Here is a 21287-nt window from a genome sequence, read left to right as displayed (position 1 = left end):
CAGATTCAGGAGCCCGAGATGACCCCTACCCAAGCATTCGCCTCACCGTTCCTGCACGCATTGATCGCCGCGTCGCTCGCATGCGGCGCATCGTTCGCGCATGCGCAGGCCGTGTATCCGAGCGCCGAAGCCGCGGCCCAGGCGCTCACCGACGCCATCGCGAGCAACGACGAAACCGCGCTCGCCAGGGTGCTCGGGCGCGACCACGCGCATTACGTGCCCGCCGACAGCATCGGCGAGCAGGACATCTACGCGTACCTCGGCGCGTGGGCGCAGCAGCATCGCATCGTCGAGGGCTCGCAACCGGTCGACGGCCACCCGAGCGCGTATGTCGAAGCGGGCGCAAGCGGCTGGACGCTGCCGATTCCGCTCGTGAAGGTGGCGAACGGCTGGCGCTTCGACATGCGCGCCGCGCGCGACGAGGTGCTCACGCGGCGCATCGGCCGCAACGAGCGCTCGGCGATGCAGGTCGCGCTCGCGTATGTCGCCGCGCAGAACGACTATCACAAGGCGATGAACCGCTACGCCGACCGTTTCACGAGCACGCCGGGCAAGCACGACGGCCTCTACTGGGACGCGGCGCCGGGCGAGCCGGAAAGCCCGCTCGGCCCGCTCGCCGCGACGATGCCGAACAAGCCGAGCGCGGCCGACGGCTACTACGGCTATCACTACCGCATCCTGACCGCGCAAGGCCCGCACGCGAAAGGCGGCGCGAAGAACTACCTGCAGGGCGGCCAACTGACGCAGGGATTCGGCCTGATCGCCACGCCCGCGCGGTACGGCCAGACCGGCGTGATGAGCTTCATGGTCGACCAGGACGGGCAGATCTACGAGAAAGACCTCGGCCCCGCCGCGGCGCGCGCCTCCGCCATCAAGTCGTTCGACCCGGATTCCTCCTGGCGGCCGGTTTCGCCGTAAGGCCCGGCGACGCATCGAGAACGGCGCGCCGGAACGCGCGAAAGCGCCCGGCGGTATAATTTCGCCCTTCCCAAGGGCGCATTTGCCGAAAACAGGCGCCCCGCAACATGCGCGAGCGCCGCGCACCGCAGCCGTACAGAGCCGCGGGCACGGCGTCGGCTTCATGCCCTCGCGCGCCCTCGCCCATCCTCGATCCGATTCGCCATGACTGCCCAACTCATCGACGGCAACGCCCTTTCCAAGACCCTCCGCGCCGATGTCGCCGCGCGCGCCGCCGCCCTCACCGCTCGCGGACACAAGCCGGGACTCGCCGTCGTGCTCGTCGGCGACAATCCCGCGAGCGAAGTCTACGTGCGCAACAAGGTGAAAGCGTGCCAGGACAACGGCCTGCATTCGGTGATGGACCGCTTCCCCGCCACGCTCGCCGAAAGCGAACTGCTCGCGCACATCGCGAAGCTCAACGCCGATCCGGCCATCCACGGCATTCTCGTGCAGCTGCCGCTGCCCGCGCACATCGACAGCCACAAGGTGATCGAAGCGATCGCGCCGGAAAAGGACGTCGACGGCTTTCACGTCGCCAACGCGGGCGCGCTGCTGACCGGCAAGCCGCTCTTTCGCCCGTGCACGCCCTATGGCGTGATGAAGATGTTCGAGGCGCACGGCATCGACCTGAAGGGCGCGAACGCGGTGGTGATCGGCCGTTCGAACATCGTCGGCAAGCCGATGGCGCTGCTCTTGCTCGAAGCGGGCGCGACCGTCACGATCTGTCACAGCAAGACGCGCGATATCGGCAAGCACACGCGCGAGGCGGACGTGATCGTCGCCGCGGTCGGCCGCCGCAACATCGTCACCGCCGACATGGTGAAGCCCGGCGCGACGGTGATCGACGTCGGCATGAACCGCAACGAGGAAGGCAAGCTGTGCGGCGACGTCGATTTCGCGGGGGTGAAGGAAGTGGCCGGCTACATCACGCCGGTGCCGGGCGGCGTCGGCCCGATGACCATCACGATGCTGCTCGTCAACACGATCGAGGCGGCCGAGCGCGCGGCGCAGGCGTAAGCATCGGCGCGGGGCGCTGTTAATCGGCCCCTTAAAAACAATCGATTGGAATTTGCCCTGCCCGCCCCAATAATCTCGGAAAGAGCCGGCGCGGGGTGCGACACCCGCCCGTGCTTCACCCAACACCAGAACGGGAGAGCCATGAGCGATACCACGTCCACCACGGCAGCGGCCAATCCGCTGCTCGATTTTTCCGATCTTCCGCGCTTCGGCGAGATCAGGCCCGAACACGTGACGCCGGCGCTCGACGTGCTGCTGGCCGCGGCGAAAGCCGCCGTCGACCGCGCGGCCGCGCCGGATACGCCCGCGACCTGGACGGACGTCGTCGAGGCGGTCGAACAGGAATCGGAAAAATTATCGCGCGCGTGGGGCGTCATCGGCCATCTGAACGCGGTCGCCGATACCCCCGAGCTGCGCGCCGCGCACGCCGAGAACCTGCCGCGCGTCACCGAATTCTCCGCGAGCGTCGGCCAGAATCTGGCGCTCTACGAGAAGTACAAGGCGATCGCCGCGGGGCCGGAGTTCGCGGGCCTGTCCGCCGAGCGCAAGAAGATCCTGGAAAACGCGCTGCGCGATTTCCGCCTCTCGGGCGCCGAGCTTCCCGAAGACCGCAAGCCGCGCTTCGCGCAGTTGCAGGAAGAGCAAGCGGCGCTGTCGAAGGCGTTCTCCGATCACGTGCTCGACGCTACCAACGCCTATGCGTACGTCGTCACGCAGGAAAGCGATCTCGCCGGCCTGCCCGATGACGTGATCGAAGCGGCGCGCGAGGCCGCCCAGCGCGACGGCAAGGAAGGCTGGAAGTTCACGCTGCATTTCCCGTCGTATTTCCCCGTGCTGCAATACGCCGAGCATCGCCCGATGCGCGAGGCGATGTACCGCGCCTATGTCACGCGCGCCTCGGAACTGGGCGAAACCTATGGCGACGGCAAGACCGAGTGGGACAACACGGCGAACGTCGTCGAGCATCTCAAGCTGCGCCAGGAAGAGGCGCGCACGCTCGGCTATGAGAACTTCGCGGAAGTGTCGCTCGCGCCGAAGATGGCCGAGTCGCCCGCGCAGGTCATCGCGTTCCTCGAAGACCTCGCGAAACGCGCCCGCCCCTACGCCGAAAACGACTGGATGGAACTGCGCGCGTTCGCCGCGACCGAGCTCGGCATGCCCGAGCTTCAGCCCTGGGATATCGCGTATGCGGCCGAGAAGCTGCGCCAGAAGCGCTATTCGTTCTCGGAAAACGAAGTGAAGCAGTACTTCCCGCAGGAAGCCGTGCTGAAGGGCCTGTTCAAGGTCACGGAAACGCTCTTCAACGTGTCGATCCGCCGGGACGAAGCGGCAGTGTGGAATCCGGACGTGCGCTTCTTCCGCGTCGAGAACAAGGACGGCACGCTCGTCGCGCAGTTCTATCTCGATCTCTACGCGCGCGAAGGCAAGCGCGGCGGCGCATGGATGGACGACGCCCGCTCGCGCCACAAGCGCACGCAAGGCGGCGTGCAGACGCCGGTCGCCTATCTCACCTGCAACTTCTCGGCGCCGGTGGGCGGCAAGCCTGCCTGCTTCACGCACGATGAAGTCATCACGCTGTTCCACGAGTTCGGTCACGGCCTGCATCACATGCTGACGCGCGTCGATGAGCTTGGCGTGTCGGGCATCAACGGCGTCGAATGGGATGCGGTCGAACTGCCGTCGCAGTTCATGGAGAACTTCTGCTGGGAGTGGGACGTGCTCACCGACATGTCCGCGCACGTCGATACCGGCGCGCCGCTGCCGCGCGAGCTCTTCGACAAGATGCTCGCCGCGAAGAACTTCCAGAGCGGTCTCGGCACGCTGCGCCAGATCGTCTTCTCGATGTTCGACATGGTGCTGCACACGTCCTACGACCCCGCCAACGCGACGCAGAACGTAAACGACGTCGCGCGCGCGATCAACGAGAAGTTCCATGTGATCCCGCAGGCGCCGTTCTCGCGCTGGCCGAACACGTTCAGCCACATCTTCGCGGGCGGCTATGCGGCGGGCTACTACAGCTACAAGTGGGCCGAAGTGCTGTCCGCCGACGCCTACGCCGCGTTCGAGGAAGCCGCGAAGGCCGGCAACGGCTCGGTGCTGGATGCGCAGACGGGCACGCGCTATCGCCGCGAGATTCTCGAAGTGGGCGGCAGCCGTCCGGCGATGGACTCGTTCAAGGCGTTCCGCGGCCGCGAGCCGAACATCGACGCATTGCTGCGTCATAGCGGCATGTCGGGGCAGGCGCTGCACTGACCGCTCCCGAAAAACCCCGGTCGATGCGGCCGGGGTTTTTTTATCGCCTGTCGATTCTGAAGTCGATTTCCGATGGCCGGCCTTCCAGTGCAAGCGTCGCGCGCACGGCCGGGCTTCGGCTCACGACCTTTCCTCTTCTCACTACCGCCGTGCGCGCCGAGCGCAGGCGGATCGCCTCGATCGGATCGCGCGCGTCCAGCACGACGCAGTCCGCATGGCATCCCGCTTCGATGCCGTAGCCTTCCAGCCCGAGAATGCGCGCGGGCGTCGTCGTCACGGCTTCGAAGCACGCACGCATCGCGTCGACGCCCGTCATCTGCGCGACGTGCAGGCCCATGTGCGCGACCTCCAGCATGTCGCCGGAGCCCAGGCTGTACCACGGGTCCATCACGCAATCGTGGCCGAACGCGACGTCGATGCCCGCCGCCATCAGCTCCGGCACGCGCGTCATGCCCCTGCGCTTCGGATACGTATCCGAGCGCCCTTGCAACGTGATGTTGATGAGCGGGTTGGCGATCGCCGATACGCCCGCCTCGCGCATCAGCGGAATGAGCTTGCTGACGTAGTAGTTGTCCATCGAGTGCATGGACGTGAGATGCGAGCCGGTCACGCGTCCGTGCAGTCCGAGCCGATGCGTCTCGGCGGCGAGCGTTTCGATGTGGCGCGACATCGGATCGTCGGATTCGTCGCAGTGCATGTCGACGCGCAAGCCCTGCTCCGCCGCGTATTCGCACAGGAGCTTCACGGATGCGGCGCCGTCCGCCATCGTGCGCTCGAAGTGCGGAATGCCGCCGACGACGTCGACGCCCATCGAGATGGCACGCTTCAGGTTCTCGAACGCGCCCGCGCTGCGCAATACGCCGTCCTGCGGGAAAGCGACGAGCTGCAGATCCAGATAAGGCTTCACGCGGCGCTTCACTTCGACGAGCGCTTCGACCGCGAGCAGCCGCGGATCGCACACGTCGACGTGCGAGCGGATCGCGAGCAACCCGCGCGCGACGGCCCAGTCGCAATACTGCAGCGCGCGCTCGACAAGGGCCTCCTGCGTGAGATCGGGCTTCAGCTCGCCCCACAGCGCAATGCCTTCGAGCAGCGTGCCCGACGCGTTCACGCGCGGCAGGCCGTAGGAAAGCGTCGCGTCCATGTGGAAATGCGCGTCGACGAAAGGCGCGGTGACGAGCGAGCCGTTCACGTCGATTTCCTCGCGCGCGGCGGCGGAAAGATGCGGTTCGATCGCGGCGATGCGTCCCGCTTCCATGCCGATATCGACGAGTTCGCGCGAATTCACGAGCGCCGCGCGGCGAATGATCAAATCCATCTGCGATACCTCCGGCGTAGGCCGTTCGTCCGATTGGTACGTTGATTGTATCGGGACAGAAATGCCCTGCGGGGGACCGTTTCAGCGCACGACGCGGTTTCTGCCGACGATCGCGAAGCTGAGCGGCAGCGCACCGCGCGACGTCACGCGTTCCGGCTCGGCTGCAAGCGGATAGGCGCTGCCTTGCCGTGCGAGCGGCTCGTAGAGATCCGGCCGACGCGCAGCCAGCGCGCGCCGGCCCATGCTCGCCTCGGCCAACGCCGGCTTCACTTGCGCGACGATCAAGCCGCCGTGCGCCGTCGAGCCACGCGCGAGCACGCGGCCGTCCGGGCCGACGATCATCGCTTCGTCGCTCGACGGATGGCTGTAGGCGATGTACATGCCGTTGTCGGCGGCGCGCGCGACCAGCGGCGCGCGGCGCGATGCAGCGCCGCTCATGGGCGCGATGAGCAGCGTCGCGCCCATGAGCGCCGTCATCCGCACGTTCTCGACGACGTCGTTGTCGCCACCGATCAGAATGCCGATGCGCACGCCGAACGGCGCATCGAACACCGTGAAGCGATTGCCGCCGTGCAGCCCGCGATGCGTCGCATGCAGCTTGCGATGACGCACGCGCGGGCCGCCCGGGAAGCAGACGGCATAGCTGTCGTGGAGCCTTCCGTCGCCCGTGCGTTCGATCCAGCCGACGCCCGCCGCAACGCCGGTCTTATCGACCGCGGCGGCGATTGCATCGATCGAAGGGCCATCAAACGGTTCGGCAAGGGTCTCGTCGTCCGGACCACTGATGCACGACTGCGGAAACACCGCGAGCTGCACGCCGCTTCTTGCGGCTTGGGAAAGCTTCTCGGTGACGAGAGCGCAATTGCACGCGGCATCGCCATGCCGTGACTCAGGCGCGATGACGGCGACGCGAAACGAAGTGGCGTCCAAGCGAGGCTCCGGCTAAAGCGGGTAGATGGCCTCATTGAACCGCTCGCGCATCGATAAGTAAAATGAATGTTTCGATCGATTCGATCGCCGATTGGAATCGAACTCAACATGGAACTGAGACTCCTGCGCGCCTTCCTCACGATCGCGGAGCTACGCCATTTCGGCCGCGCGGCCGAGGCATTGCATGTGAGCCAGCCCGCGCTCAGCAAGCAGATCGCGGCGCTGGAAGCGAGCCTGGGCGCGCGGCTTTTCGAGCGCGGCCGCCACGGGGCCGATCTGACGACGTTCGGCACGAGCTTCCTTGCGGATGCACAAGCGCTGGTGCGCGACGCCGACGCCGTCCTCGCCCGCGCGCGCGAAGCGGCGAGCGGCGTGCGCGGATTCCTGCGCGTGGGCCTGTGCCTGTCGACGCTCACGCACGTGCCGAAGCTCATCGCCGAGTTCGGCGCGCTCAATCCGGGCGTGAGCATCACGCTGCACGACCTTTCCTCGCACGAGCAGACGCGCCGCATTCTCGCGAGCAAGCTCGACGTCGGATTCATGCGCATGCCCGCCGGCGCAGGGCTCGCAGGCTTCACCGTGCTCGACGAAACGCTCGCGCTCGCCGTGCCGGAGCACGCGCGCCATACGCGTCTGCCGGCGAATCTGGAGGAGCTGAACGAGCCGGGATTCATCGCGCTGTCGCGAACGCGCGGGCCGGGGCTGGCCGCGCAGATCGACCGCTGGTGCGCCGAACACGGCTTCGTGCCGCGCGTGATCCAGGAAGCGGACGACATTCAATCCGTGCTCGCGTCGGTGGCGGGCGGGGTGGGCGCGGCGTTCCTGCCGTCGCGCGCGCAGTATCTGCTGCGTGATGCCCGCGTGCTGAGCCTGCGCGACAAGTCCGCGCGATGGCGCGTCGGCCTCGCATGGGAGGACGCACGCGATGACGCGGTCACGCGCCGTTTCGTCGCGTTCATGAAGGCGCGCGTGAAGGCGCTGAAGGAACGCGCTACGCTCGACGATTGAGCTTCGAACGCAGCATCGCCTTGATGCCGGGCCATTCGTCGTCGATGATCGAAAAGCGCACCGAATTGCGCTTGCGGCCATCGGGCATGATGCGTTCGTGCCGCACGACGCCTTCCTGTTTCGCGCCGATGCCGAGTATAGCGGCGCGCGATTTCTCGTTGAGCTCGTCGGTGGTGAACTGCACGCGCACGCAATGCATCGTTTCGAACGCGTGCGCGAGCAGCAGAGCTTTCGCTTCCGCATTGATTCCCGTGCGCTGCGCCGATGCCGCGAGCCACGTATGCCCGATCTCGAGCTTCCGGTTCACGCGATCGATCTTCCAGAAGCGCGTGCTGCCGACGACCCGCCCGTCATGCAGCCGCACGATCACGAAGGGCATGACGGCGCCCGCATCGCGGCCCGCGAGCGCGGTGTCGATGTAGCGGTCGATGGTGTCCTCGTTGGGGACGACCGTCACGCTGAGATTCCAGAGCTCGCCGTCGGCGGCGGCGTCGAGCAAGGCGGCGCGGTCCTCGCGTTGCAGCGGGCGAAGCTGCACGCGCTCGCCCGTCAATGTCGGCTGATGTTCGCTCATCGATTGGTTTCGAGGTTCTGACGTGAGCGAACATATTAAAGTGCGACGCCATCGCGCGCTCGCGAGCCGGTCACCGGCACGCCGGTTTCAGGCGTCGCCCGCGTCCGGCGCCGTCTTCGATTCGACTTCCTCGTCGGGCGGCACGTCCTCCGGCGGCGCATCGTCGGCGGGCAGCGTGAACCAGAAGCGCGCGCCGCGCACGCTGCCGCTCGCGTCCGCGCGATTCTCGACGCCGATCTTTCCGCCGTGCGCCTCGACGATCGCGCGGCAGATCGCGAGGCCGAGCCCGATGCCGGGTTGCGCCGACTCCTTCTCGCCGCGCGTGAACTTGTCGAAGAGACGGCTCTGCATGCCGGACGGCACGCCCGGACCCTCATCGTCGACGCACACGCGCACGAAGCGCGCATCGCCGTCGTGCTCCAGCGCCGCGCCGATCTGGATCGGCGTGCCCGCCGGCGTGTACTTCGCGGCGTTTTCCAGCAGGTTGGCGAAGAGGCGCTCCATCAGCACGGCGTCGAGCTGCAGCAGCGGCAGATTCGCCGGCACGCGCACCTGCACGGGCCGGCCCTCGAGCACGCGGCGCGATGCGGCGAGCGCCGCGCCCACGGTTTCCTCGAGCATCGACCACTGGCGGTTCAAGCGTATCGAGCCCGCCTGCAGGCGCGCCATGTCGAGCAGATTGGTCACGAGCCCGCTCATGCGCAGCGCTTCCTCGTGAATCGCGTGAACGAGTTCCTGCGATGCATCGGAATCGCCGCCCGCGCCAGCGCCCGCCTCGCGCGCCTGTTCCTCCAGCACCGAAGCGAAGCCGACGATCGACGTGAGCGGCGTGCGCAGATCGTGCGAGATCGCGGACAGGAGCGAGTTGCGCAGCCGCTCCGACTCCATGTTGACGAGCGCATCCTGCGCGATCTCGACGTAATGCACGCGCTCCAGCGCGAGCGCGATCTGCGCGGCGAACGTCTCGATCATGCGGCGCTGCTCGGGCACCGCGAGTTCGGCCTCGCGCCCGGTCGCGAGCGCGAGCACGCCGCGCGTGCGCATCGGCGCCTTCAGCGGCAGATAGAGCGCGCGGCTCGCGGGCAGGGTCTCCGTGCCGCGGCCCGCGGGCTTTTGCTGATCGTAGACCCATTGCGCGATGTCGAGATCGAGTTGGCCGGCATCGAGCGTCGTGTCCGGATTCGGCTCCCCGACTTTCTGCCGCACCTTTTCGGCGGCATCGGGCAGGAGAATCGCGACCTTCGCCTGAAAGACCTCGGCGACGTGCCGCGAGCCGATCTCGATGATCTGCTCGGTCATCAACGCGGCGGCCAGCTCCTTGGTCATCGCGTACATCGCGCCGGTGCGGCGTTCGCGCTGCGAGGCGATGCGCGCCTCGCGCCGCAGGCTCGACGTCAGATGGCTGATGGTGAGCGAGGTCAGGAGCATCACGATGAAGGTCAGCAGATACTGCGTGTCCGTCACCGAGAACGACAGCTCCGGCGGCACGAAGAAGAAATCGAACGCGGCGACCGAGAGAAACGACAGCATCACGCCCGGCCCGCGTCCGAGGCGAACCGCCGCGAAGATCACGCCGAGCAGATAGAGCATCACGAGATTCGTGATCGCGAACTGGCGCGCGGCCAGCATATCGGCGACGAGCGTGATGCCGGCGCCGATCGCGAGCGCGTAGAGATAGGCGCGGGGCCGCGAGTGCGCGCCGTCGCGCGAGATGCCGAACGCATCGGCGAGCGTGCGGCGCTGCGCGTCGCGCTGGCCGGTCGAGACGAGCGTCACGTCGATGTCCGAGCCCTGGCGGATGATGCGCTCGCTCACGGGCCGCTCGATCAGGCGCCGCCATCCCTCGCTCGCCGATGCGCCCGCCACGAGCTTCGACACGTTGCGCATGTGCGCATAGTCGATGAGCGTCGCGGCGGCGTCGGCGCCGTCGAGCGTGACGGTTTCCGCGCCGAGTTCGGAGGCGAGCTTGAGCGCGTCGAGCGTGCGTTTCCTGATGTCGTCGGAAAGGCGTTGCAGCTTGGGCGTCTCGACATACACGGCGAGCCAGTCGGCCTTGAGCGCCGCGGCGAGGCGTGCGGCCGCGCGCACGAGCGTCGCGCTTTCCGGTCCTGGCCCGATGCACGCGATGAGGCGCTCGCGCGCGCGCCAGATGCGCTCGATCGACTGATCCGCGCGGTATTCCCGCATCTGCGCATCGACGCGGTCCGCCGTGCGGCGCAGGGCGAGCTCGCGCAGCGCGATCAGATTGCCCTTGCGGAAGAAGTTGCGCACCGCGTGCTCGGCCTGCTGCGGCAGATAGACCTTGCCTTCGCGGAGGCGGTCGAGCAGTTCTTCGGGCGGCAGATCGACGAGCGTGACTTCATCGGCTAGATCGAACACGCGGTCGGGCACGGTTTCCCAGACGCGAATGCCGGTGATGCGGCCGACGATGTCGTTGAGGCTTTCGAGATGCTGGACGTTGACGGTCGTGTAGACGTCGATGCCCGCGTCGAGCAGCTCCTGCACGTCCTGCCAGCGTTTCATGTGGCGCGAGCCCTGGACGTTGGAATGCGCGAGTTCGTCGACGAGGATCAGTTGCGGTTTTCTTGCGAGTGCGGCGTCGAGGTCGAATTCGGCGAGCAGACGGCCGCGGTATTCGATGCGCGCGGGCGGCAGGGTTTCGAGGCTTTCGAGCAGGGCCAGTGTTTCCTTGCGGCCATGCGTTTCGACCACGCCGACGACGACTTCCACGCCTTCGTCGCGGCGGCGGCGCGCGGACTGCAGCATCGCGAAGGTCTTGCCGACGCCGGCGGAGGCGCCGAAGAAGATCTTCAGTCTTCCGCGCTGGCGTTTTTCTTCTTCGCGGTGCAGCTTGTCGAGGAGTTCGTCGGGGGTTGGGCGGGGCATCGTGGTTTGCTTTTTTTTGCTGGCGCTTTGGGGTGTTTGTTTGCTTCCTTCCTTCCTTGCTTGCTCGCTTCCTTGCTTGCTTGCGCTTCCGTGAAATCCTGAATTCTTAGTGGTCTATTAGCATTGCCCCTGTGCGGGGCGGCAGTCACTTTCTTTGCTGCTGCAAAGAAAGTAACCAAAGAAAGCAGCTTTGGGCCCAGGCAGACTCGTCGTCATGGTTCGGAGTGGCCCAGCCCCTAAGTGTCGCCCTCAAAGGACTGAGGCGCCGTGGCTCGCGCACGCTCTGCCAAATCGCACCACAAAACTGACTGGTTCAGCACCAAAAAAGCTCCAGCCCGCTGCGCGGCCGAAGGGTTCATCGGGTCTGCCCGTGCTTCCTGGATAACGCCTCCATCTCACCGCATTCGCTAAAGGTTGGTTTCCCTTGCATGCCCTGCGGCAGCGCGTAGCGCTGGGCCGGAACTGTTAGGTGCTGAACCAGCACCCTGAACGGACTAGCTCGTCAGACCGTGCGCGAACCACGGCGCGTTAGTCCTTTGAGGGCGACACTTAGGGGCTGGGTCACGCCGAACCATGACGACGCGTCCGCCTCCAGCACTCCGGGCCAAAGCTGCTTTCTTTGGTTACTTTCTTTGCAGCAGCAAAGAAAGTGACTGCCGCCCCGCACAGGGGCAACGCTAATAGACCACTAAAAATTCAGGATTTCATGGAAGAACAAGCAAACGAACCAAGCCCTTACGGTGCAGCCCCCCCATCGCCATCCAAAGCAAGATTCAATTTAAGCACATTCACCCTAGGCTCTCCGAGCAAACCAAACTGCCGCCCAGTAGTCGCCCGCGCGACAAGCGCCTCGACCTGCGAAGTCGACACCCCCCTCGCCTTCGCAACTCGCGCAACCTGATAAGCCGCCGCCGCAGGGCTGATATCCGGATCCAGCCCGCTACCCGACGAAGTCACGAGATCAACCGGCACGGCCGCGCCATTCCCCGGATCAGCGTCATGCAACGCGGCGATCCGCGCCTTGACCTCATCCGCGAGAGCGGGATTCGTCGGCCCGAGATTGGAGCCACTCGAACTGCCCGCGTTGTACGGATTCGGCGTCGTCGCCGACAAACGCCCCCAGAAATACCCAGGCGCATCGAACTGCTGCCCGATGATCTCGGAGCCGATCACCTTGCCACCTCGCTCGATCAGACTGCCATTCGCCCGATGCGAAAATGCCGCCTGCCCGAGCGCCGTGACGACCGCCGGATAAACCACGCCCGTCACCACCGTCAGCACGACGAACAGCACCAGCATGGGACGCAATAGATTCTTCATGACGTAAGTACCTCGGAAAAATGCAATCAACTCCAGCCCAGCGCCGTGATCACCATATCGATCAACTTGATGAACGGGAACGGCAACAGGATCCCCCCCAGCCCGTAGATCAGCAGGTTCCGCCGCAATAACGAAGCCGCGCCCAGCGCGCGATACTTCACGCCCTTCAGCGCCAGCGGAATCAGAAACACGATGATCAGCGCGTTGAAAATCACCGCCGACAGAATCGCCGACGACGGCGACGCAAGATGCATCACGTCCAGCACGCGCAACTGCGGATAGGTCGTCGCGAACGCCGCCGGAATGATCGCGAAGTACTTCGCGACATCGTTGGCAATCGAGAACGTCGTGAGCGAGCCGCGCGTCATCAACATCTGCTTGCCAATCTCCACGATCTCGATCAGCTTCGTCGGGTTCGAGTCCAGATCGACCATGTTGCCCGCTTCCTTCGCGGCCTGCGTGCCCGTGTTCATCGCCACCGCCACATCCGCCTGCGCGAGCGCCGGCGCATCGTTGGTGCCGTCGCCCGTCATCGCGACGAGCCGTCCCTGCGCCTGGTGTTCGCGAATCGTCGTGAGCTTGGCTTCGGGCGTCGCCTCGGCGAGAAAGTCGTCGACGCCCGCTTCCGCCGCGATCGCCGCAGCCGTCAGGCGGTTGTCGCCCGTCACCATCACCGTCTTGATGCCCATCTTGCGCAGCTCCGCGAAGCGCTCGCGTATGCCGCCCTTCACGATGTCCTTCAGCTCGATCACGCCGAGCGCGCGCGTCGTTTCGCTCACCCGTTCAGCGACGACCAAGGGCGTGCTGCCGCGACGCGCGATGTCATCGACCGCGTTCTGCACTTCCTGCGGGAAGCGCCCGCCGCGCTCCTCGATGTACTTCTTCACCGCATCGGCCGCGCCCTTGCGAATTTCGCGACTGGACAGATCGACGCCGCTCATGCGCGACTGCGCCGAGAACGCGAGGAAGGTCGCATGCAGCGTCGCCATGTCGCGCTCGCGGATGTTGAAGCGCTGCTTCGCCAGCACGACGATGCTGCGCCCCTCCGGCGTTTCGTCCGCGAGCGACGCGAGTTGCGCCGCATCCGCGAGATCGCGTTCGTCGACGCCAGGCGCCGACACGAACGCCGACGCCTGGCGGTTACCCAGCGTGATCGTGCCGGTCTTGTCGAGCAGGAGCACGTCGACATCCCCCGCCGCTTCGACGGCACGGCCCGAGGTTGCGATCACGTTCGCCTGCATCATGCGGCTCATGCCCGCCACGCCGATCGCGGAAAGCAGGCCGCCGATGGTCGTCGGAATCAGGCACACGAGCAGCGCGACGAGCGCGGTGATCGTCACGACGTGGCCCTGCTTCGCCGCTTCCACGGAGAACATCGAGAACGGCAGCAGCGTCGCCGTCGCGAAGAGCAGCACGAGCGTCAATGCAACGAGCAAGATCGTCAGCGCGATCTCGTTCGGCGTCTTCTGACGCTTCGCGCCCTCGACCATCGCGATCATGCGGTCGAGAAACGCCTCGCCGGGATTCACCGTCACGCGCACGACGATCCAGTCCGACAGCACGCGCGTGCCGCCCGTCACAGACGAAAAGTCGCCGCCCGACTCGCGGATCACCGGCGCGGATTCGCCCGTGATCGCGGATTCGTCGACCGAGGCGACACCGTCGATCACCTCGCCGTCGGCAGGAATCACGTCGCCGGTTTCGACGAGCACGATATCGTCGCGGCGCAGATCGGTGGACGTCGTGATGCGGATCGGTGACTTCGGATGCGGCTCGTTCAGCTTCTTGGCCATCACGTTGTGCTTCGCCTGCCGCAATGACGCCGCCTGCGCCTTCGAGCGCCCTTCGGCGAGCGCCTCCGCGAAGTTCGCGAAGAGCACCGTGAACCACAGCCACAGCGCGATCGCGAGGATGAAGCCCGCAGGCGCCTCGGCCTGGCCGGCGAGCGCGGCGATCCACAGCACCGTCGTCAGAATGCTGCCGACGTAGACGCAGAACATCACGGGATTGCGCAACTGCGTGCGCGGCGCGAGCTTTTTGAACGCATCGACGATCGCCGGCTTGACCAGCGTCGGGTCGAACATCGAACGCGCTGCCGTGCGTGCCTGCCCCAGGTTCTCGGGACGGTGCATCGGCGTTTGATTCTGTTGATTCATGCTGTCCTCGGAAATCAATGGCCTGCGATCATCGTGATGTGCTCGACGATGGGGCCGAGCGCGAGCGCGGGCACATAGGTGAGCGCACCGACGAGCAGAAGCGTGCCGAGCAGGACCGTCGCCGCGAGGCGTTTCTTCGCCGCGAGCGAGCCCGCGATGGCGAGCACCGGCACGATCGAGCCGAAGCGGCCGAACCACATCGCGATGCCGAGCATCGCGTTGTAGAACGGCGTGTTCACCGAAAGGCCCGCGAACGCGCTGCCGTTGTTGTTCGCCGCGGAGCTGAACGCATAGAGGATTTCGGAAAAGCCGTGCGCGCCCGGATTCGCGATGCCCGCGGTGCCCGCCGCCGTGAGCACGGCGATCGACGTGCCGACCAGCACGATCAAGGGCGTGAGCAGGATCGCGATGGAAACCATCTTCATCTCGAACGATTCGATCTTCTTGCCGACGTACTCGGGTGTGCGTCCGATCATCAGCCCCGCGACGAACACAGCGAGCAGCGCAAAGACCAGCATGCCGTAGAGACCCGAGCCGACGCCGCCGAAGATCACTTCGCCGAGCTGGATCAGCAGCATCGGCACGAGGCCGCCGAGCGGCGTCAGCGAATCGTGCATGTTGACGACCGCGCCGCACGACGCCGCCGTCGTCGCGACCGTGAAGATGCCCGACTGCGCAATGCCCAGACGCGTTTCCTTGCCTTCCATGTTGCCGCCCGCCTGCAGCGCGGACGCGTGCGTGTCGACATGCAGCGACGCGTAAAGCGGGTTGCCCGCCTGCTCTGCCGAGATCTCGCCGACGCACGCGGCGGCGAATGTGATGGTCATCGCGGCGAGCACGGCGTAGCCCTGCCGGCTGTCGCCGACCGTGCGGCCGAACACCACGCACAACGCCGCCGGAATGATCAGCATGGCGAGCATCTGCATGAAGTTGGCGAACGGCGTCGGGTTCTCGTACGGATGCGCCGAGTTGGCGTTGAAGAAGCCGCCGCCGTTGGTGCCGAGCATCTTGATCGCTTCCTGCGAGGCGACCGGGCCCATCGGCAGCGTCTGCTTGTCGGCCTTCAGGTCCTGCATCACGGGATTACCCTTCGCGTCCTTCACGGCGTTGCCTTGCGCATCGGTTTTGGGCGCCTGATACGTCGTCACCTGAAGCGTCGACACGTCCTGATACGCCTTGAAGTTCTGGATCGCGCCCTGGCTCACGAAGACCAGCGCGAAGACGAGCGCGAGCGGCGCGAGCACGTAGAGCGTCACGCGCGTCAGATCGACCCAGAAGTTGCCGATGGTCTGCGCCGAATGACGCTTGAAGCCGCGAATCAGCGCGATGACCACGGCGATGCCCGTCGCCGCCGACAGGAAGTTCTGCACGGTGAGGCCGAGCATCTGCGCGAGATAGCCGAGCGTGCTTTCGCCGCCGTAGTCCTGCCAGTTCGTGTTGGTCACGAAGCTGACCGCGGTATTGAACGCGGCATCCGGCGACATGCCGGCCATGCCTTGCGGATTGACCGGCAACATGCCCTGCAGGCGCAGCAGCGCGTACAGCGCGAGTGCGCCGAGCGCATTGAACAGCAGCACGGCGAGCGCGTAGTGCTTCCATGACATTTCGGCATCGGGATCGATGCCGGCGATGCGATAAAGCATGGATTCGACCGGCCGCCCGATCCTGCGCACGACGACCGAGCTGCCGTCGAGCACGTTGCTCATGTAGCGCCCGAGCGGAATCGCGAGCGCGATCAGCACGGCGATGAAAAGCGCCGTCTGCATCAACGTATTGGCGTTCATTCGAGATCCTCCGCACGCAGGAGCGCATACACGAGGTACACGAGAAGCAGCAGCGTGGAGGCCGCCGCGAGCCACATCATCCAGCCGTTCATGAGCGGCCTCCCGGCACGCGGCGGCGCAGACGCTCGCAGCCGCTCGTGAGCGCCACGCAAAGCGCCCAGAAAAGGACGATGCCGGCGAGGTAAAGCAGGTCCATTGTCGTGTTCTCCCCTTATGCGGTTTCAGGACAGGGTGGAGATTAAGCAAATGGACGTAAAGGGCGCGACAAGAGTCGGAAACGGGATATAAAAATCGTGTAAACGACGACGGGCCGCGCGCGATGCGATCCTCGCGCGCGGCCCGTCATGAGCCGATTCCCGCGGTGCGACTACAGATAACTCGAGATCTTCTGCAGATTCCCGTAGAAAGAGTGAGCGCCCGTGTGCGTCACCTGGATCCACGTGCAACCCCACACCTGCGCGCCGCTCGCGTTCACGAGCGAGCAGAAGTAATAGTCCTCGCCTTGCGTTCTTCCATCGATCGTCGTCTGACGGAAGAATTCGTAGATCGGATGCTTCACGACCTGGCCGTTCACCTCGGTGCCGGGATTGATCTGCGACACGCGCCCGCTCCCGATCAGCTTCATCAGGCACTCGCGCGAAATCATCATGAGGCCGCTCGGGATGCCGGCCATGGGTATCGGTTCGTGACTGACCGTCATCGTGGGAGCGTCGCCCGGCAGCGCGAACATGTCGCGATAATCCGCGGCAATGTCGGGCAGCGTCGCCGGATCGATGTCCGGATGGCTCAGCACGGCCTGCTTGATGCGCGCCCAGTCGTAGGCGCGACGCGGGTACAACGCGCCGATGACGTCGCGATCGCGGTAATCGAACATCCGCGCGAGTTCGCCGGCGTGGAAACCCATGTCGTCATCGACGAACAGCAAGTGCGTGCATGGCGTCTCCCACAGGAAACGATTCGCCAGCGTGTTACGGGCAAGGTCGATCAACGTGACGTTGGCAAGCGGCAGGAAGCGAAAGTCGATGCCCTTGCCGAGACAGTGATGCTGCAGCTCCAGAACGCTGCCGACGTAATCCATGCAGAAAGAGCCGGATCGCGTGGGCGTGGCGACGGCGAGAGAGAATGGCGACGTCATGTTTGTCACCTCTTTGGCGATAGCTTGATTCGCATTGCAAAATTATGTGAGCGATCGTGTCGATCGAAGCATCGCTCGGCATTCGGGGGCGGATTGTATCAACTCGCGATCGTTGCGCTTTCGTGAACGTGCCGACCCATGCGTTGCGTGGATGCAATCGCGCTTATGGGTATCATGCTGGATCATCGTCGAAAGCGGACGATAACCAAACTAACACTTCGGCCACGCAATGAAAATCGCCACCTGGAACGTCAATTCCCTCAAAGTCCGACAGCAGCATGTCATCGACTGGCTCGCGCTTTCGGGCGTCGACGTGCTGTGCCTGCAGGAACTGAAGCTTCCCGACGAGAAGTTTCCGCGCGCGGAACTCGAAGCCGCGGGCTACAAGAGCTGGTTCGCGGGACAGAAGACGTATAACGGCGTCGGCATTCTGGTGCGCGCCGATGCGGGCTTCGAAGTCGACGAAATCAGCGTCGTGCGCAACATCCCCGGTTTCGAGGACCTGCAGCAGCGCGTGATCGCCGCAACCGTGAACGGCGTGCGGATCATCTCGGCGTATTTTCCGAACGGACAGGCGCCCGGCTCGGAAAAATTCGCCTACAAGATGCGCTGGCTGGATGCGCTGCGCGAATGGCTGCGCGGGGACATGGCGCGTCACCCGAAGCTCGCGCTGCTGGGCGACTACAACATCGCGCCCGAAGACCGCGACGTGCACGACCCGAAAGCGTGGGAGGGACAGAACCTCGTGTCGCCCGAAGAGCGTGCGCACTTCAGCCAGCTCATCGAGCTCGGCCTGACCGACGCCTTCCGCAAGTTCGAGCAGCCCGAGAAGCTCTTCACGTGGTGGGACTACCGGATGATGGCATTCCGCCGCAACGCGGGGCTGCGCATCGATCACATCCTGCTGTCGGCGGAGCTGGCGGCGCTTTGCACGTCGTGTGAAGTGGACAAGGTGCCGCGCAAATGGGATCAGCCGTCGGACCACGCGCCGGTCATCGCGACGCTCGGCTGATCCCGGTTCGAACGGAAATCACGCGTCGAGATGCAGTTCCTGGATCTTGCGCGTGATCGTATTGCGGCCGATGCCCAGCCGCTCCGCCGCTTCCACCTTGCGTCCGCGCGTGAAATCGAGCGCCTCGCGGATCACCGCGGCTTCGAAACGGCGTGCGAGCTCGTCCATGACGTCGGCGGAGTTCTCGCGCAGCAGGCGCGCGACTTCCGTGCGCAAGCCGTTCTCCCATACGCTCGCGGAAACGCCCTGGACCGTAGCTGCGACCGACGCGGCGGCCGCGCCCGTGCCGTTCGGCGCGACCGGCGCCGCGGCCACCGTGCCGTCGGTCGAAACCGCGATGGCCTCCGGCGTAGCGTCCTGGCGCGGCGTGAGATCGGGCGGCAGGTCCTTCCGCTCGATCACCTGCGCGGGCGCCATCACCGTGAGCCAGTTGCACAGGTTCTCCAGCTGACGCACATTGCCGGGAAAGGGCAGCGACGCGAGATACGCGAGCGCATCGTCCGACACGCGCTTGGGTTCCACGCCGAGATCGCGCGCGCTCTTCTGCAGGAAATGGCGCGTGAGCAGCGGAATGTCCTCGCTGCGCTCGCGCAATGCCGGCAGACGCAGGCGGATCACGTTCAGGCGGTGATACAAGTCCTCGCGGAACAGACCCTGCCGCACGCGCGATTCGAGATTCTGATGCGTCGCCGCGATCACGCGCACGTTGGCCTTCAACGGATTGTGCCCGCCCACGCGATAGAACTGCCCGTCGGACAGCACGCGCAACAGGCGCGTCTGCAGGTCGAACGGCATGTCGCCGATTTCATCGAGAAAGAGCGTGCCGTTCTCGGCCTGCTCGAAGCGGCCCTGGCGCATCGCCTGCGCGCCGGTGAACGCGCCGCGCTCGTGGCCGAACAGTTCGGATTCCAGCAGATCCTTCGGAATCGCCGCCGTGTTCAGCGCGATGAAGGGTCCGTTCGCGCGCGGGCTATGTCGGTGCAAAGCGCGCGCAACAAGCTCCTTTCCGGTGCCTGATTCGCCCGTGATGAGCACGGTCGCCGCCGAATGGGACAAACGGCCGATGGCGCGGAACATGTCCTGCATCGCGGGCGCCTGCCCGAGCATCTCGGGCGTTTCGGTCACGCGCTCGTCATACGCCGCTTCGCCGCGCATGCTTTCGTCCACCGCGCGGCGGATCAGCTCGACGGCCTTGTCCACGTCGAAAGGCTTGGCGAGATATTCGAATGCACCGCCCTGAAACGCGGCCACCGCGCTGTCGAGATCGGAGAACGCCGTCATGATGATGACCGGCAATCCCGGCAGACGGTCGCGCACGGTCTGCAGCAGTTCGAGCCCGGAGCCGCCCGGCATGCGGATATCCGACACGAGCACCTGCGGGCTTTCCTGCTCGAGCGCGGCGAGCGCATCGCGCACGCCCGAGAAGCTGCGCGTCGTGAAATTCTCTCGTGCGAGCGCTTTTTCCAGCACCCAGCGGATGGATTGGTCGTCGTCTACTATCCAGATCGGCTTCATATCGTTCGGCGAGAAGTCTTCGTATGGTTCGGTGTGAGCCCGTCGAAACGGTCAGGCTTCAAAGCGTGATGCGGACGCGGCCTATGTTGACGGCGGCCTGTGACTTCCTGGCGTGATGTCGGTGATCAAACGGGTTTCAATTCTCAAACGGCAACAGGATGGCGAACTCGGTGCAGCCCGGCCTGCTCTCCACTTCGATCAAGCCGTCATGCTGATGCACGAACGATTGCGCGAGCGTGAGGCCGAGACCGCTGCCGTCTTCCCGGCCCGACACGAGCGGAAAGAAGATCCGGTCGCGGATCTCGCTGGGGATGCCGGGACCGTTGTCAGTGATATGCAAGTCCAGTGCCAGTTTGTGCAGCTTTTTGCCGATCGTCACCTTGCGCGCGATGCGCGTGCGCAGCTCGATCTTCGCATCGCCTTGCGAGATGCGCTCCTTGAGCGCCTCGGCCGCGTTGCGCACGATGTTCAGCAGCGCCTGGATCAGCTGCTCCTTGTCGCCGCGCAGGTCCGGCACGCTCACGTCGTAGTCGCGCTCGATCGTGAGGCCGCGCGGAAACTCCGCGAGGATCACCGCGCGCACGCGCTCGCATACTTCGTGGATGTTCACGTCGCCGACGATATGCGGATGCCGGTGCGGCTCCAGCAATCGGTCGACGAGCGTCTGCAGGCGATCCGATTCCTTGATGATGACCTGCGTGTACTCGCGCAGCTCGTCGCGTTCGCGCGCGCCGAGCTCGAATTCGAGCAGTTGCGCCGCGCCGCGGATGCCGCCGAGCGGGTTCTTGATCTCGTGCGCGAGATTGCGGATCAGCTGCTTGTTGACCGCCGTGAGATCGTGGATGCGCTCTTCCCTGTCGGTGCGCAGGTGACGCTCGTTCTCGAAGAGCTCGAGCAGCACGTAGTCGGTGGCGGCTTCCAGATATCCGACGATCGCATGCACATGCACCGCCTCGCGGTTGGGACGCTCGAGCACGGCATCGAGCCGCGTCGCGTTGAAGCGGTTCTCCGCGATCGACGCGATCGTGGTCGCGAGTTCCTCGGCGTTGGCGAAGAGCTCCGCCCAGTTCATCTGCGTCAGCTGCCTGCGCGACATCTCCAGCATCGCTTCGGCCGAAGGATTCGCGTACGCGATCTTGAGACTGCGCATGTCCAGAACGAGCACGTTCGTGGGCAGCGCCTCGAATCCCGGCAGAAGACCGCTCGCCGCGAGCTGGGCGTCGTCGGAGAGCGCGTCGGCGTGGCCTTTGCGGGCCTTGATCAGATTCTTGAGCACCATCGTGCAATGAATGAGGTCGTTCGTGACACCGATCTTCTTCTCGATTCAGGAAACCGCGCAGGAAATCGCGGCGATTAAAAAAGGGACGGCACGCCGTCCCTTTTTGGTCACCCTATGGCATGCGCCGCGCGCTTCGTCGA

General features: G+C 65.4%; 17 protein-coding genes. 5 read left to right on the top strand and 12 right to left on the bottom strand.

What is annotated here, in order from left to right:
- The first annotated feature begins 18 nt into the window (after positions 1-18).
- The 3 genes from AWB83_RS06490 to AWB83_RS06480 all read left to right on the top strand — a co-directional run bounded on the left by AWB83_RS06490 (position 19) and on the right by AWB83_RS06480 (position 4230).
- Positions 19-918, top strand: a complete 900-nt coding sequence (locus tag AWB83_RS06490) for a DUF2950 domain-containing protein (RefSeq protein ID WP_244197605.1) — start codon at positions 19-21, stop codon at positions 916-918.
- A gap of 204 nt (positions 919-1122) precedes the next feature.
- Positions 1123-1977 carry a bifunctional methylenetetrahydrofolate dehydrogenase/methenyltetrahydrofolate cyclohydrolase FolD gene (gene folD / locus AWB83_RS06485; protein WP_087043476.1) on the top strand — a complete coding sequence of 285 codons (855 nt, stop codon included), beginning with the start codon at positions 1123-1125 and terminating at the stop codon, positions 1975-1977.
- A gap of 141 nt (positions 1978-2118) precedes the next feature.
- A complete protein-coding gene (locus AWB83_RS06480) occupies positions 2119-4230 on the top strand; it encodes a M3 family metallopeptidase (protein ID WP_087043475.1) in 2112 nt (703 codons plus the stop codon).
- A 40-nt stretch (positions 4231-4270) separates the two neighbouring features.
- Here the strand turns inward: AWB83_RS06480 and AWB83_RS06475 are convergent, their stop codons facing one another.
- Both AWB83_RS06475 and AWB83_RS06470 read right to left on the bottom strand, forming a co-directional pair.
- Complete coding sequence (locus tag AWB83_RS06475; RefSeq protein WP_087043474.1) at positions 4271-5548, bottom strand: amidohydrolase family protein; 1278 nt, start codon at positions 5546-5548, stop codon at positions 4271-4273.
- Between the two features lie 81 nt (positions 5549-5629).
- Positions 5630-6478, bottom strand: a complete 849-nt coding sequence (locus tag AWB83_RS06470) for a nitrilase-related carbon-nitrogen hydrolase (protein ID WP_087043473.1) — start codon at positions 6476-6478, stop codon at positions 5630-5632.
- A gap of 108 nt (positions 6479-6586) precedes the next feature.
- On the opposite strand from AWB83_RS06470, the gene AWB83_RS06465 reads away from it, so the two are divergent.
- Positions 6587-7486: a LysR family transcriptional regulator gene (locus tag AWB83_RS06465; RefSeq protein ID WP_087043892.1), complete on the top strand. Its 900-nt coding sequence runs from the start codon at positions 6587-6589 to the stop codon at positions 7484-7486.
- On the opposite strand, the gene AWB83_RS06460 is transcribed toward AWB83_RS06465, so the two are convergent.
- The 8 genes from AWB83_RS06460 to AWB83_RS06425 form a co-directional block, all read right to left on the bottom strand.
- Positions 7470-8060 (bottom strand): GNAT family N-acetyltransferase, encoded by a 591-nt coding sequence (locus AWB83_RS06460; protein WP_087043472.1) that lies wholly within the window; start codon positions 8058-8060, stop codon positions 7470-7472. The two genes, AWB83_RS06465 and AWB83_RS06460, sit on opposite strands and share 17 nt — an antisense overlap.
- Positions 8061-8147: 87 nt before the next feature.
- Complete coding sequence (locus AWB83_RS06455) at positions 8148-10946, bottom strand: DUF4118 domain-containing protein (RefSeq protein ID WP_087043471.1); 2799 nt, start codon at positions 10944-10946, stop codon at positions 8148-8150.
- Positions 10947-11681: 735 nt separating this feature from the next.
- Positions 11682-12266: a potassium-transporting ATPase subunit KdpC gene (gene kdpC, locus AWB83_RS06445; protein ID WP_087043890.1), complete on the bottom strand. Its 585-nt coding sequence runs from the start codon at positions 12264-12266 to the stop codon at positions 11682-11684.
- 26 nt (positions 12267-12292) lie between these two features.
- Positions 12293-14350 (bottom strand): potassium-transporting ATPase subunit KdpB, encoded by a 2058-nt coding sequence (gene kdpB, locus AWB83_RS06440; protein ID WP_087043888.1) that lies wholly within the window; start codon positions 14348-14350, stop codon positions 12293-12295.
- Positions 14351-14436: 86 nt separating this feature from the next.
- Positions 14437-16206, bottom strand: a complete 1770-nt coding sequence (gene kdpA, locus AWB83_RS06435; RefSeq protein ID WP_087043469.1) for a potassium-transporting ATPase subunit KdpA — start codon at positions 16204-16206, stop codon at positions 14437-14439.
- Complete coding sequence (gene kdpF, locus AWB83_RS06430) at positions 16203-16298, bottom strand: K(+)-transporting ATPase subunit F (protein WP_087043468.1); 96 nt, start codon at positions 16296-16298, stop codon at positions 16203-16205. Before kdpF ends, kdpA begins: the two co-directional genes overlap by 4 nt.
- The gene (locus AWB83_RS36940) at positions 16295-16402 is read right to left on the bottom strand and encodes a potassium ABC transporter ATPase (RefSeq protein ID WP_208636717.1); all 108 of its coding nucleotides are present in this window, start codon (positions 16400-16402) and stop codon (positions 16295-16297) included. Before AWB83_RS36940 ends, kdpF begins: the two co-directional genes overlap by 4 nt.
- Before the next feature lie 171 nt (positions 16403-16573).
- Positions 16574-17341 carry a hypothetical protein gene (locus AWB83_RS06425; protein WP_244197604.1) on the bottom strand — a complete coding sequence of 256 codons (768 nt, stop codon included), beginning with the start codon at positions 17339-17341 and terminating at the stop codon, positions 16574-16576.
- Between the two features lie 229 nt (positions 17342-17570).
- On the opposite strand from AWB83_RS06425, the gene xth reads away from it, so the two are divergent.
- Entirely contained in the window at positions 17571-18353 is a 783-nt protein-coding gene (xth, locus tag AWB83_RS06420) for an exodeoxyribonuclease III (protein ID WP_087043467.1), read from the top strand.
- Between the two features lie 18 nt (positions 18354-18371).
- Here the strand turns inward: xth and ntrC are convergent, their stop codons facing one another.
- Both ntrC and glnL read right to left on the bottom strand, forming a co-directional pair.
- Positions 18372-19868, bottom strand: coding sequence for a nitrogen regulation protein NR(I) (ntrC, locus tag AWB83_RS06415; protein WP_087043466.1), 1497 nt, complete (start codon positions 19866-19868; stop codon positions 18372-18374).
- A gap of 136 nt (positions 19869-20004) precedes the next feature.
- Entirely contained in the window at positions 20005-21147 is a 1143-nt protein-coding gene (gene glnL, locus AWB83_RS06410) for a nitrogen regulation protein NR(II) (protein WP_087043465.1), read from the bottom strand.
- Positions 21148-21287 lie beyond the last annotated feature (140 nt).

This window comes from Caballeronia ptereochthonis (assembly GCF_001545075.1).
Lineage (GTDB): Bacteria > Pseudomonadota > Gammaproteobacteria > Burkholderiales > Burkholderiaceae > Caballeronia > Caballeronia ptereochthonis.
Note: the sequence above shows the minus strand (reverse complement) of the source record. Positions and strands in the feature narration are given on the sequence as shown.